The following is a 14,181-nucleotide window of genomic DNA, read 5'->3' on the forward strand; positions in this document are numbered from 1 at the left end:
CTAATAAAAATTGAAGATGGTAGGAATTATTATGGGCAGCCAGAGCGATCTGCCGATCATGGAACAGGCTGCAAATTTTTTGAAAAGCCTCGATATTCCATACGAACTGACGGTAGTTTCAGCGCACAGAACGCCGGAAAGGATGTTTGACTATGCTAAAACGGCGAAAGAAAGAGGTTTGAAAGTGATCATCGCAGGAGCGGGAGGAGCTGCACACCTTCCGGGAATGGTAGCGAGCTGCACGACTTTACCGGTAATCGGAGTTCCGATTTTGTCTAGCAATTCTATTGACGGCTGGGATTCCGTACTGTCTATCCTTCAGATGCCGGGGGGAATTCCTGTGGCAACGGTTGCTTTAAACGGAGCGCTGAATGCGGGAATTTTGGCGGTAAAGATTCTAGGAAGTTCCGATGATGCTGTGGCAGAAAACCTTCAGAAGTATCAGGATTCCTTGAAAGATAAAGTGCTGGGAACAGTGGATGATATCAAATCAAAGCATCCGAATCATTTTGATTTGTAATAAGATATTGATCATATAGAGCTGCGGCCTCATCGAAGATGGGGCCGCAGCTTTATATGATACTTCCTGATATTTTTAAAAATGAGATCAAAAAACGCTTCGGTTATTGAAGCGTTCTTATGTTAGTTTTATTCCTGGGCCATATTGTCCCGTGTATTTTTCTGAACGGAAATAGCTCCGAAAAGAGCGAGGAGAAATGCAAATGCATAGAATCCTTTTTCACTCGGAAGTATAGTGGCATTCCAAAGTCCTATAGCCAGCAATACAATGGAGGAAAGGGTTGCGAACCAACAGATCCCGTAATAAATATCCGTCACCGGAATATTCTCGAGCCTGTCACGAACCGCTTTCTGCAGAGAAACTACGGCAAAAAGACCATACAAAAGGATGGTGAAATAATATCCTTTTTCATTCAACAGCATTTCAGCTCTGGCAAGGCCTACGATGAAACCGATCATTCCTGCTCCCAATGCTACCCAAGACGCGGCTACGAATGCATTCGATACTCTTTGTTTTTTCATGTATTTTCTGTTTTATTTGAGAGGGCTAATATATTCATTTTTTATAAATATAGATCTGCCAAAAGGGGAAAACCCGGAACAGATATCTTATTCACTTTAAGTTTTGGCTAAAGCCGGGTGATTTTGTTTTATAGTAGAAGCGGACTAAAGTCCGCTCCTATTGAATTTCTATTAGGATGATGATCCATAATCTATAATCAAAATTCATCATTTTTTCCCTAGCCCCGATAGCAGCGGTTACCCCACAGCAGCAAGGGTTAGGCTTTGGGGCGAGGAGTATGAGCGGATAGCGGGAAACAGCTTCTGAAAAAATGGGCAAGGAATATGCTGAACTGGCCACAAAAAGAAAAAGACTTTCCAGAAACCTGAAAAGTCTTTTATGATATATGATTTAAAAATCTTAGTATCTGTAGTATTCAGGCTTGAATGGCCCTTTTGCGTCTACACCGATGTATTCAGCCTGTTCCGGAGAAAGAGTTTCCAGTTCAACGCTTAATTTTTTAAGGTGTAAAGCAGCTACTTTTTCATCTAAATGCTTAGGAAGCATATATACTTCGTTTCCGTAAGCAGCAGAGTTTGTCCAAAGTTCGATCTGAGCCAGAGTCTGGTTAGAGAAAGAGTTAGACATTACAAAACTTGGGTGTCCTGTTGCACAACCTAAGTTTACCAGTCTACCTTCAGCAAGGATAATTACTTCTTTACCTTCGATGGTGTAGATATCTACCTGTGGCTTCACTTCAGATTTCGTCTGACCGTAGTTTTTGTTTAACCAAGCCATATCGATTTCATTATCGAAGTGACCGATGTTACAAACAACCGCTTTATCTTTCATTTTAAGGAAATGCTCTCCTCTTACAATGTTGAAGTTACCGGTAGTTGTGATCACGATATCAGCGTTGTCTACAACAGTATCCAGTCTTTTTACTTCATAACCGTCCATTGCAGCCTGAAGCGCACAGATCGGGTCAATTTCAGTAACGGTAACGATAGAACCAGCTCCTCTGAAAGATGCAGCAGTACCTTTACCTACGTCTCCGTATCCGCAAACTACGACTCTTTTTCCTGCAAGCATAAGGTCTGTAGCTCTTCTTACAGCATCTACTGCAGATTCTTTACATCCGTATTTGTTGTCGAACTTGGATTTAGTTACTGAATCGTTTACGTTGATAGCAGGCATTACTAAAGTTCCGTTCTTCATTCTTTCGTACAGTCTGTGTACCCCTGTAGTGGTTTCTTCAGAAAGTCCTTTGATATCTTTTGTGAATTCAGGGTATTTATCGAAAACCATATTCGTTAAATCTCCACCATCATCAAGGATCATATTCAATGGTTTTCTGTCTTCACCAAAGAATAAAGTCTGCTCAATACACCAGTCAAATTCTTCCTCGTTCAGACCTTTCCAGGCATAAACCGGAATTCCTGCAGCAGCAATAGCAGCAGCAGCGTGATCCTGTGTAGAGAAAATATTACAAGAAGACCATGTAACTTCAGCTCCTAAAGCTACCAAAGTCTCGATAAGCACAGCCGTTTGGATCGTCATGTGAAGACATCCGGCAATTCTTGCCCCTTTTAATGGCTGAGACGGTCCGTATTCTTCACGGATAGACATCAAACCTGGCATTTCTGCTTCTGCAAGGGTAATTTCTTTTCTTCCCCATTCTGCTAGGGATATGTCCTTCACTTTGTAAGGAACGTATTGTGTTGTAGTACTCATATGTAATGAATAAATTTAAATTCAGTTGATAACGAAACGCAAAATTACAATTAATAATTTAGATAAAAAAACGGCAGATCAAGTTGGCTTTTATGAGATTATACATGGGTAAAAATTATTTAGTCTTAATCTAAATAACTATTTTTGTGGGATAAAATTTTATACTATGAATCATACCAATACCCAGGAAGAAGCTAACAGAAAAGCAAAACCGGTAGCGCCAAAAGTAAAAGAACTGATAGAACGTACCAAAAGTGTGATTTTGGCTACAGTAGATGCGGAAGGAACTCCTAATTCAAGCTACGCACCTTTTGTACAGGTAGACAATACCTTATACATCTTGGTTTCTTTCATGGCTAAACATACAAAGAACCTTGCTGACGGAAGAAAAACCTCAGTTATGTTCATTGAAGATGAATCTGCGACCAAACAGATCTATGCACGTGAGCGTTTAACAATTGAAGCGGCAACTTCACAGATTGAAAGAGATTCTGAAATCTGGAACACCGTTGTAACCAAATTGAAAGAAACACACGGAAAAGTGGTGGATGTTATTGCTGAAATGCAGGATTTCATCTTAATCGCTTTGCAGCCGGTAAAAGGTTCTTATGTAAATGGATTCGGAAGTGCTTATTTTGTAGATGAAAATCTTGAGATTCTTGAGCACAGAAATGATGTGAATCATCAGTCGAAGTAATATATTAAGAATGGGAGAAGGAAGCGGGGTGATCGAAGTTTATAACGGTTAATTAAAGAAGAATATTTTTTTAATAGATACTTTGTCATCAAAACTTTAAAAGTTAATGGGCAAACGAACACTAACTTCCATCTTCGCGCTTCCCTCTCCCTTCTTCTTTCATCTTCCACATCTTTTTACTACTTTTATCGAATAAAAAAATAATGCCTCTTTACCGCGATTTTTCTGATGATACTGCCACCATTCTTGTATGGAAATATGACGAAAGTGAAGAACTTGATATCCACGAGCTTCTGGAACCGGAAAATGCCGAAAAGGTAAAAGACTATCATCCGAAAAAACTGCAGGAGGTACTGATGGTGCGCAAACTTCTGAAAAGTTTAAAACCTCATTCCAAAATTTTATACAAAGAAAGAGAGCCTTTCCTTTCGCCCAAAGATGCTGAAATTTCTATCACGCATTCGTTTCCTTTTGCCGCCATTGCGGTTTCCAAAAATAAAATAGGGATTGATATTGAGAAATTCAACCCCAAAATCTTAAGGGTTATCGATAAATTCACCTACGAAAACGAAAGAGGATTCATCCCTAAAGATAATGAAGCAGCCTTCTATACGATTATATGGAGTGTAAAAGAAAGTATGTACAAAATCCATCATTCAAAATACTGGTCCCTGAAAAAGAATTATGAAGTGAAACCTTTTGAGCTTAAACATCTTCATAAAATAAGCTGCAGGGTCTATGATGAACAGTTTTCAGACGAGTTCAAAGCGAGAGTGGAATTTTTTGACGACTACTGTTTTACGATTGTGGAGGAATAGGATCTTCTTCGCTTCTGTATTTTTCGATCACTTTTCTCTGCTCTTTAGCAACGTCGTAGATGAGTTCCAGGATATCATGGATATTCTTAAGCTCTGTTAAATGTGAAATTTTATCAGGATCTCTGCGATCGATGAGGTCGTTTTCCTCGATTTCCGTTTTTCTTTTTGAAAGCATATCTTCAATAGAGGAATCTTCCGGTTCCAGACGGCTTTCCATTCTTAAAGCTTCATTGATCTCGTTTCCGTGTAGCAAAACGGAGGTCTGCTGCATTTCTGCTTCTATCTTTCTGCTCCAGCTTTCAGCATCTATTTCAGGATACTTTTCATCGTTTTTAGAGTATTGGGAAAGCGAGGCGGTATATGCTGTAATCAGGTGTGACGTGGCCACAAACTGATGCACGACTTCCAGTTTCTTCTGTTGGTTTTTCGGTTCAGAAATCATTCTCTGGAAATTATCGGAAAGGTTGGCCAGCGAAATGATGGCATTTTTTCTCTTGACTTTATAATCTTCAATGTCAAATTTTCCTTCCAGAAATTTTGAAATAACACTTTCGAAATAGATGAGGTTGTCTGCCGCAGACTTTTTCATCAGATCAAGATTCTGAGTATGTTCCCATACCGGCAGGACAATATAAGATACAGCAAAAGCGATCACTCCGGCGATGAACGTATCAATGATTCTGTCTTTGAAGATCACGTTGACATTTCCGGGATTTAAAAAATTAAAACTCAGAAATATATAGATGGTCATAAACAGAACTGCCCAAAAATAACGACCTTTCAGAAAACTGAAACACATGATCATACTCAGCAGAAGGATGGTAAATAAAATACCATTGATATGAATAAAATGAAGGATCGTATACGCTATGACTGCGCCTGCAATGGTTCCATACAAACGGAGAAGGTTTCTTTTTTTTGTAATGGAGTAGGCGGGTTTCAATATCGCGACAATCGTGATCAAAATCCAATAGGTGTGTCCCAGTCCCAAAAGATCAAACATAGAGAAAATATATCCCACCAGCAGTGCTGTGGTAATTCTTATGGCATGTCTGAAATGAGAGGACGAAAGCGAAATATTATTCCTTAAAACTTTAAAATTAAGTTTCTCCTCATTAGGCATGAATTTTTTTAAATCCAGACCCGTGGAAAGACTTTTCGCCAGTTTTACATCCTGGGAAAATACTTTATAGATCTCGTTGATCTCTTTGGTAATCTCGTTGATGCGCATCAGAATCTGACGGAGGATCATGAAATTTTCCAGATTGCCGGGACTCATCTGCTTATTGCGGAGTTCGAAATAATGGTAGTTTAGGTTTTTCAGTTCAAGCTCCAGATCAAACATAGGTTTTGCTCTGGTTCCACTCTGAAGTGCGATTCCGATATTGGTGATTTCTTCAGCAAGAAGGTTTAGATAGTCATGGATGTTCACGAGAATCATACTGTCTTCAAAACTCTGCTGCAGCTTCTGATAATCGCTTTCGGAGGTCATCAGTTTTTCATGAAGGTCCATAGAATTCAGGAACATCAGCATCAACAGTCGGCTGGTCGTCGTAGATTCGTTGACGATGGTTCTGGTCTTGAAAACGGTTTCCCTGGTTTCTTCCTGAAGGTTTTTGATTCCTACCTGTTTGGCAATAACCTGGATGGTCAGTCTGTCGAAGTCCGGATTCTTCTGATAATAATTGGCTTTGATCTTTAAAAATTCTGCAAGCTGGAGATAATTTTCCCCGATCATCTGCCCCGCCAGTTTATATGGTTGGATGGTGGTAACCACAAGGAAAATCAATAAAAACCAGATACAGCCACATGCGAAAATCAGGAGACTTTTGAAAATATTGCCCCCTGTAAGATGGCCATCGATAAAGATCGCGAGCACAACCAGAGATAGTGATCCCACAGCAGCAAGTCTCTGTCCGTAGACCCCGATAAGCGAGAAAAACATCCCGAATACAATGATCTCCAGAATGACCAGCACTTTAAAGTTCATGACCATACTGGCAATAAGTGCCACGAAGACAAAACAGAAAATCGCGAATGTCAGCGCGTTTCTTCTTCTGATAAAAGGTCCCGGCTGATCACAAAGTGCTACAAAGCTGGTTCCAAGAGGGAAGAGGAAGTATTCTTTGAGAATCCCGAAGTGGGCGAGGACTAAACAGGGCAGAACAGTTGCCAGCGTAATTCTGATGGCAGAATATACATATTGGCTGGTAACGAATTTTTTGAGTTCTGCTGAATAGTTCATATTACAAAAATAATTATTGAAAACAAGAAAAGCCTTATAAAAATGAGACTTTTGCAAACTTATATATTATATTTCTGTAATCATTTGTCAATTGGCAATTTGAATGGTTGTGCTTATGACGAATTGGGGATGAAGAATTGAACTATTTGGCGTGAGATAGTGAATGGTGAATTTTGCTTCGCAAGTGAATGGTGAATTTGGGAATAGAGGACTGGGCTTCTTTTGATTGGAATATTTGGCGTGAGATAGTGAATAGTGAATTTTGCTTCGCAAGTGAATGGTGAATTTGGGAATAGAGGAATGGGTTTCTTTTGATTGAACTATTTGGCGTGAGATAGTGAATAGTGAATTTTGCTTCGCAAGTGAATGGTGAATTTGGGAATAGAGGAATGGGTTTCTTTTGATTGAACTATTTGGCGTGAGATAGTGAATAGTGAATTTTGCTTCGCAAGTGAAGGGTGAATTTGGGAATAGAGGATTGGGTTTCTTTTGATTGGAATATTTGGTGTGAAATCGTGAATGGTGAATTTGCTTCGCAGGTGAATAGTGAATTTGTGTAAGACGGGGTTACAATATTCACGGCAAAACAAATTGACAGTGCAGCTCATTGACGATTATTGTGAATGGTAAATCTTTGTGAGACGGGTTGTAAAATTCACGGCGAAGCCAATTGACAGCGCAGCTAATTCACCATTGACCAATTATATTTTACAAAAAAAGCCCCATAAAAATGAGGCTTTTGATTTGAGGTATAATATCTTAATTATCTACGTTAGATGTTTCGTCACCGATGTTCCAGGTAAGACCGAAACGAATGGTGTTATCCAAAGCAGTATTGATTTTTGACATATTGATCAGATAAGAAATATCAAGTCCGAAAGAACGGTATTTCAATCCGATACCTGCTGTAGCGAATTGTCTTGCTCCCTGCTCTTCGCTTTCGTGGAAGTAACCTGTTCTTACTGCAAATGCATTGTCATAAGAATATTCCAAAGCGCCACTCATCATGACAGAGTTTTTGTTTTTGAACGATTTTCCAATCCCGGCGATAGGCCCTACGTTAGGGATTTCATATCTTGGCTGTCTTGTGTTAGGATCTATACCCACATACTCAGATCCCGGAACCAAAATCTTAGAACCTTCAAAGCTGATACCGATCTTGTTCATATCATCTAAATACATATCGTATCCAAGTCCTAATCTTGCCATAGTAGGCAAGTAAGATCTGGATTCTTCATTTCCTGTATAGTCTAATTTAGGACCTAAGTTCTGAACGGCAAAACCTGCGTTCACTTTTCCGTCATATCCTCCGAAACTTGAAAATCTTGGCGAAGTATAGTATCCGGAAACGTCTACTGCAAATGAGTTCGCAGCTTTAAGCGTAGTGTCTGTGTTGAAACCTCCGGCTAAGTCTGAACGGATGAATCTCCCGGTAACGGCCATGGAGTAAGAATCAGAAAGTTTCAGACCGTAAGCTACGTCGATGGAGAATTCATTAGGTTTGGATGTACCCATAGAAGTTACCTCTGAACCTACTAACTGAGTAAGATCTACTTCACCCATATTGAAATAATAGATACTGGCAGAGATCGTAGATCTTTCTTCCTGTCCTAAGAATTTATGGAATGCACCATATAGTAAAAATACATCATTGGTAAGTTTCCCCATATACGGTGTATAGTTAAGACCTACGGAAGAACTTGTTCTGCTAAAAGGATATTTTGCAGCATTCCAGAATTGTGAAAATGCATCCGGTGAAGTTACCACCCCTTGATCTCCCATACCTCCAGATCTTGCATCTGGTGCAATTCTTAGAAAAGGAGCTCCGGTCAATACTGGATTTATCTTACTTAAATCTTGCGAATAGCCTAAAAAACCAGCACTTAAACCAAATCCCAAAAGCAGTTTAGTAGTTAAATTCATATGTTGTCTTTTATATATTATCAGTTTTTTATAAATATTATTATCTATGTATTATTTAATTTATTTCAAAAGTACCATTTTTTCTACAGCTGTAGCACTTCCTTTGCATTTTTCTTGATTTTGACTTTTTGCAAATATCTTAAAAATATACGTACCTTTTGCAACAGTTGCCCCAAAATCATCTCTTCCGTCCCATTCTATTGCCTGACGTGGCGTTCTAAAGCCCTGTAGGAACGGTTCTGCGACTACCGGCTGAGATAATGTTTTTACTAATTTTCCTGTTATCGTATAGATTTGAACATTCACATCTAAAATATCATCACAGTTATGCTCAAACTGTACATACGTTTTATTGGTAAACGGATTCGGCCAGTTCAGGGGTCTGTTGATGACAAGATGCTGATCTGCTTCATCCTTAACTTCAAAGTTTAACGTAGCACTTGTAGAATTATTGTTTATGTCCCAAACTTTAAATGTTAATTGGTGTTGTCCTATAGCAAGGTTTCTGAAAGGATACGTTACATTTCCTTTTTGATAGTCGGCAAGACTGGGGCTCAGACATCCGTTTCCTTCACCGGAAGCAAAGAAGTCATTCAGAACAACCGTATTGATGATCTGCCCATCCAGATAAACCGTGATGTCGTGACCTACACCGGATCCCGTAGAGTTGATCCCGGTATCATCCGTAACACATGCTAATAACATTGGATTCTGATTCGTGATACCACCATCTGCAAAGTTGGTGTTGTTCATATACAGTTTTACTTTAGGCGGTTCGTTATCATTGATTCCGTTCGGGTTGATATCTCCTACCTGTACAGCCTGATTATTAAATACATCTGCTCCTTTGTTATCTGCATATCCTAATATTCTTCCCTGTCCTACAGCATAGTTGATATCTTTAGGAACATAGAATTCCACAGTGAATACTCCGTTTACTGCTGTTCCGGAAGCTTTAACGATAGCACTTCCTTCTTCTGTATAATCTAAAACAGGAGTTAATACTCCGTCATTATTAAGGGTCTTTTTATTTAATCTCTTATCAAAAATGTGGATGGAAACTCTTCCGTTGAAAGTCGAATTAAGTGTTCCGTTTGGATTGTTGACGTGTCCTTTTACTTTAATAAAGTCCAGTCCTCTGATCAGTCCCGGAACCGGAGACTCGATATTATCAATTACAAGATTTCTCTGAGGTCTGCTCAGCTTCATCGCAGGATCACCAAGGAAATTTACTTTCAGGTGGTCAATACTTGGGCCTTTTTGTTTTTTAGCAAGTAAATGGGCATATCCTAACGTTTCAAAATCATCGTTGGTCAGCTTGAAAATATTCTTTGTAAAGGTATCTGTAAAGAGGCGTCCGTAATCTACCCCAATGGCACGGCTGGATGTAATCATAGCAGCAGCACCTCCCTGTTTTAATTTAATAAACTGTTCTCCTGCAGAAGAAGTACCCGGCTCATCCCATAATGTAAATTCACACGTAATAGTGGATACGAATGGAAATCTGCTGTACACATTGGAGAAGTTGTTGGAGTTTTGGATCTCTGTACTGGTCAGTACTCTCTCCTGTGCCCATCCGTTGATTCCTCCATGTCCGAAATAGAAAAGATAAAGACTGTTTCCGATATCATTGGAGATCGCCTGAGTCACTTGCGGATACCTCTGTCCCGCTGCCGTACTTTGAGCCGGGAATGCATCCAGATATAGTTTTCTTACGTTATATTCTTTCAGGTCAAGCTGTCCCGGCTGTTCGAAAACACTTTCAAGGGTCGCATTCATTACATTGTGGAACGGACTTCCGCCATCCTGATCGTCATCCACTACAAAGTCTACTTTCATACGCCATTCTCCGAAAGGAGAGGACTGCCCCGGAAGAGCATTATAATAAGCGAGCGTTTTGTTCATCATATTACCTGCTTCCGTTACATTAGCTGCCGGAATTCTTCCTACGGGAACATCCGGAAGGTTATTTTCAATGAAAGCCGTGGTCTGTGGCTGTGTCATTACAATATAGTCATCCGTCACGTAAGATCCTACAAAATCTGCAGACTGCTCGCTTTGGTAGCTGGTTACAATATTGGAATTACCGGAGATTCTGTTTTTATAATCAAATGAAGCATCCCCTAAAATAAATACATATTTAAGTCTTCCGCCGGTATTGAGTTTAGTTACAAAATCTCTGATGGCTGTAAGGTCCCTGCTTCCGCTTCCGAACTCATTGTAGATTTTAGTTGGGTCTACGATTTCTACGGTATAATTGTTTTTCGTCTGATGGTAGCTGGCCAGTTTTTGTGCCTGTCCCATCATTTCAGGAACGGTAAGGATCAGGTAGTCTACATTCTGCAGGGCAGAAAGATTCTGGTTGGCAATTCTTTCTACAAACTGAGGATTATAAGCCGCATCAGCTCTGAAAGCCACAAACTCATTATTGAAGTTAGGATCAGCAGCGATATAACCGAAATTAAAACTTCCGGCACCTGCTTTATTGATTCTTCTATTAGCATTTGTAATATCAGTCACATCCCATACCTGCTCAAGGTTGGTTGCATTGGAAACCCCAAATCCATAATTCGTATTGGATCCGCTGGCAATAGAGAAATCTCTGAAGCTCATCTGAGAACCGTTGAATGCTAAATTATCTTTGTATTGCACTTCAGCATAATCAAAGTAAAATGCTCCGTTCGGGTTTGTTGAAATATTGGGTTTGTAGTTAATGGTGATCTGGTTTCCGTTCAGATTAGATATTGTACCATCATATTTCATCTGGTAGAAATCATAGGCGTATGATGCCGTATTGGAAGGAACGGGCAACGGAGGTGTTGGATTCACATTATTGATCTTAAACTCCATCGTGTTCTGCTGGGCTCTGTATCCTACTACCTGAGTTCTGTATCTGATGACATCACCACCCTGAATCGGAGAGTTGGTAGTGAAAGTAACTGCCTTGTCCGTTGTAAACGGTGCATCTTCCACCCAGATTCTTCCTACCTTTAAAAGATTTTTCTGATCATTGTTGATCACCTGGTAATTATCATACCTCGTAATTAAATTTCCTGCCGGAAGATTGGCATCCACAGGCTGTACTCTTTTGCCGGGACCTTTGTCGAAATTGATAAAGTAATAAGAAAAATCTTCATAAATATTTTTGAGATTATTACTCATGTCGTTTCGGGTATCGGTTCTTTTATAGCCGCTTCCGTTGGAACGGTCATAAAGATTGTATCCGTTGGGACCCTGAGCGTAAAACAGAGCATAGTCACCGTCATTCCAAACATTGTCTTCTTCACCCACAACCTGGATTGCATTTTCCTGAAGTGCACCGTACTTGGTATCCTGATTGTATTCAGGAAGCATAACCCCACCATTTCCGTAAATTCTGAAATTTTTCGGATTTACAGAAGCTGGATTGATCCCGTTATCTCTTAAAAACTGTGCTGTAATTTTAAATATACCGGATCTGTCTACTTTTATTTTATAAAAACCGCCGCTCGAAAGAGGGTTGTTCGTCGTTCCCACTTTGTTGGCGTTTCCTGATCTGAAATTGTTGGGAGCCGAAGTTTCAGAAATGTTAAATGAAGAAAGTCTCAGGACACGTCCTTTTACATTTTTAAATAAAGACACGCTGATGCTGGCATATCTTTCTCCCTCCAGCGTATAATACGCAACATCTGCCACTTCAAATTCAGGCAGTCTTCCTTTGTCCAGATCATAGAGATCTTTATTCGAAACACTTTCCCAGGCGAGATCAGAAACTTTCAGTTGCTTTTCTCCTATTTTTTGTTTGGTGATGATAAAAACGTTATTTTGGCTGAACGAAAAACCTTCGTTTTTGAAATTTGGAAGATTTAATTTTGTGTCACCAAAATCCAGGATTTTAGAGCCTTCCCATTCTATGGCTTTTCTCTGGGCCCAAAGTGTTGATACAAAAGAGAATAGTAATAAAAAGGTGATTTTTTGTTTCATGTTTATTATTGAAATTTCCGAATTACAAATAAAATGAAAATTTTAGAATTAAATTGTGATACAATAAAATTAATTTGTTAACGTTTTTCAAAAAAATCAAATGTTTACTTGATTTATTGAATAATTTATTTTTTCTTTGTACTTTGAAAATATTTATATCGACTATGAAAAAACTAAAGTTGTTTTCATTAATAGCATTAAGTTCTACACTTGCATTAACCAGCTGTGGCGGATCCGGGACCAGCAAAGGAGGCGGTACTAAAAAATTTGTCAGCAAGACGGGTTGGAAACCAAACGAAAAACAAGGTTGGTTTTTTGCAGGAAAGCAACAAAAACAGAAGGGGTGGCCAGGAATGGTATATGTAGAAGGTGGAACTTTTACAATGGGATTAGTGAAAGATGATGTTATGCATGATTGGAATAACACACCGCGCAGAATGCAGGTGAGTTCATTCTTCATCGGAGAAACAGAAATTACTAACTACGAATACCGCGAATACCTTACATGGTTGAAGTACGTATTTCCACCTAGTGATCCTAGCTTCAAGGAGATCTATAACGGCGCTTTGCCAGATACTCTTTTATGGGATAATAAACTCGCTAGAAACGATTATAATGAAACTTATCTGCGTTCGCCAGAATTCGATTACTACCCGGTAGTAGGAGTTTCCTGGACTCAGGCTAACAGATATTGTGAATGGCTTACAGACAGAGCAAATGAAAAAGCTTTGATGCAGGCCGGAGTTATTGCGAAAGATTTGTATATCAACGAATCCAATAACCAAGGAGGAACAGCATTCAACATGGATAAATTCAAAGCGAATGATCCGGAAATGCAGGGATATATCAACGAGAAAAGAATGCAGCAAAAATCTGGTATGAAAACAACCAACCAGAGACTTCTTTCTGCAAACAGAGCACCAAACTCTTCAATGGTTCAGAAGTTCAGACTTCCTACCGAAGTAGAATGGGAATATGCAGCTCTTGGTATGGCTAAGAACAGAGAATATAACCAATACAAAGGTAAAAAACCTGAAATTGAAAAGTTAAGAGGTACTAAAGGAAGAGATAAAGGAATGTTCCTTGAAAACTTCAAAATGGGTACAGGTGACTATTCAGGTATCGCAGGATGGAAAAATGACGGATCTGCTCAAACTGCAGATGTAAGACAATACCCATCTAACGACCTTGGAATCTACGGTATGTACGGAAACGTTTCTGAATGGACGGCTGACGTTTACAGACCTATCATCGATGAAGATTTCAGTGATTTCAACTACTACAGAGGAAACATGCCTCAGGCTGTTGTAAGAAACGGTGACGGAACTTACAAAATGATCGACGAAGGAACGATCAAGTATGATACGTTAGCCGACGGAAGATTAGTCTACAGAGGACTTCCTGGACAGTTTGAAAGAGAAACTATCGCTGACTACAGAAATTACAGAGATGGAGACAGACAGTCTTCTTTAGAATACTACAGAGCTTCAGATTCAGCTGCTTCTTATGATATGTACAACTCTCCTCAAAAGAGATTTGTAGTAGATGCAGGAGGAAGAGTGAAAATGATGAAAGATACTAAAGACAGAACTTCAGCAATGTCTAACGACGTAAGAGTTGTAAAAGGTGGTTCTTGGCAGGATACAGCCTATTGGTTGGATCCGGGACAAAGAAGATACAAAAACCAGGGCAAAGCTTACGGATGGATCGGCTTCCGTGTTGCACAGGATGCTAGAGCTAGCGATAAGAGCAGAACTAGAAGATAATATTATCAAAATAC

9 protein-coding genes are annotated in these 14,181 nt (G+C 39.5%); 4 read left to right on the forward strand and 5 right to left on the reverse strand.

The features are described from left to right. Positions 1-16: 16 nt before the first annotated feature. Positions 17-520, forward strand: a complete 504-nt coding sequence (gene purE, locus IW22_RS17650) for a 5-(carboxyamino)imidazole ribonucleotide mutase (RefSeq protein WP_034728975.1) — start codon at positions 17-19, stop codon at positions 518-520. A gap of 128 nt (positions 521-648) precedes the next feature. Here purE and yiaA read toward each other — a convergent pair whose 3' ends face one another. Continuing rightward, a complete protein-coding gene (yiaA, locus tag IW22_RS17655; RefSeq protein ID WP_034728978.1) occupies positions 649-1,041 on the reverse strand; it encodes an inner membrane protein YiaA in 393 nt (130 codons plus the stop codon). 400 nt (positions 1,042-1,441) lie between these two features. After that, complete coding sequence (gene ahcY, locus IW22_RS17660; RefSeq protein ID WP_034728983.1) at positions 1,442-2,755, reverse strand: adenosylhomocysteinase; 1,314 nt, start codon at positions 2,753-2,755, stop codon at positions 1,442-1,444. Between the two features lie 166 nt (positions 2,756-2,921). Between ahcY and IW22_RS17665 the strand changes: the two genes are divergently transcribed. Together IW22_RS17665 and IW22_RS17670 are read left to right on the forward strand one after the other, a co-directional pair. After that, a complete protein-coding gene (locus IW22_RS17665) occupies positions 2,922-3,452 on the forward strand; it encodes a HugZ family protein (RefSeq protein ID WP_034728986.1) in 531 nt (176 codons plus the stop codon). Between the two features lie 203 nt (positions 3,453-3,655). Then, complete coding sequence (locus IW22_RS17670; RefSeq protein WP_034728988.1) at positions 3,656-4,270, forward strand: 4'-phosphopantetheinyl transferase superfamily protein; 615 nt, start codon at positions 3,656-3,658, stop codon at positions 4,268-4,270. Here the strand turns inward: IW22_RS17670 and IW22_RS17675 are convergent. The 3 genes from IW22_RS17675 to porU form a co-directional block, all read right to left on the reverse strand. Further along, positions 4,251-6,515, reverse strand: a complete 2,265-nt coding sequence (locus tag IW22_RS17675; protein WP_034728990.1) for an FUSC family protein — start codon at positions 6,513-6,515, stop codon at positions 4,251-4,253. The two genes, IW22_RS17670 and IW22_RS17675, sit on opposite strands and share 20 nt — an antisense overlap. A gap of 759 nt (positions 6,516-7,274) precedes the next feature. Beyond that, the gene (gene porV, locus IW22_RS17680) at positions 7,275-8,438 is read right to left on the reverse strand and encodes a type IX secretion system outer membrane channel protein PorV (protein ID WP_034728992.1); all 1,164 of its coding nucleotides are present in this window, start codon (positions 8,436-8,438) and stop codon (positions 7,275-7,277) included. A 60-nt stretch (positions 8,439-8,498) separates the two neighbouring features. Continuing rightward, on the reverse strand, positions 8,499-12,401 hold the full coding sequence (gene porU / locus IW22_RS17685) for a type IX secretion system sortase PorU (protein WP_034728994.1): 3,903 nt from the start codon (positions 12,399-12,401) through the stop codon (positions 8,499-8,501). Between the two features lie 164 nt (positions 12,402-12,565). Between porU and gldJ the strand changes: the two genes are divergently transcribed. Further along, positions 12,566-14,167 (forward strand): gliding motility lipoprotein GldJ, encoded by a 1,602-nt coding sequence (gene gldJ / locus IW22_RS17690; protein ID WP_034728996.1) that lies wholly within the window; start codon positions 12,566-12,568, stop codon positions 14,165-14,167. Positions 14,168-14,181: the final 14 nt, after the last annotated feature.

This window comes from Chryseobacterium sp. JM1 (assembly GCF_000737715.1).
In the GTDB taxonomy this organism is placed as follows: domain Bacteria; phylum Bacteroidota; class Bacteroidia; order Flavobacteriales; family Weeksellaceae; genus Chryseobacterium.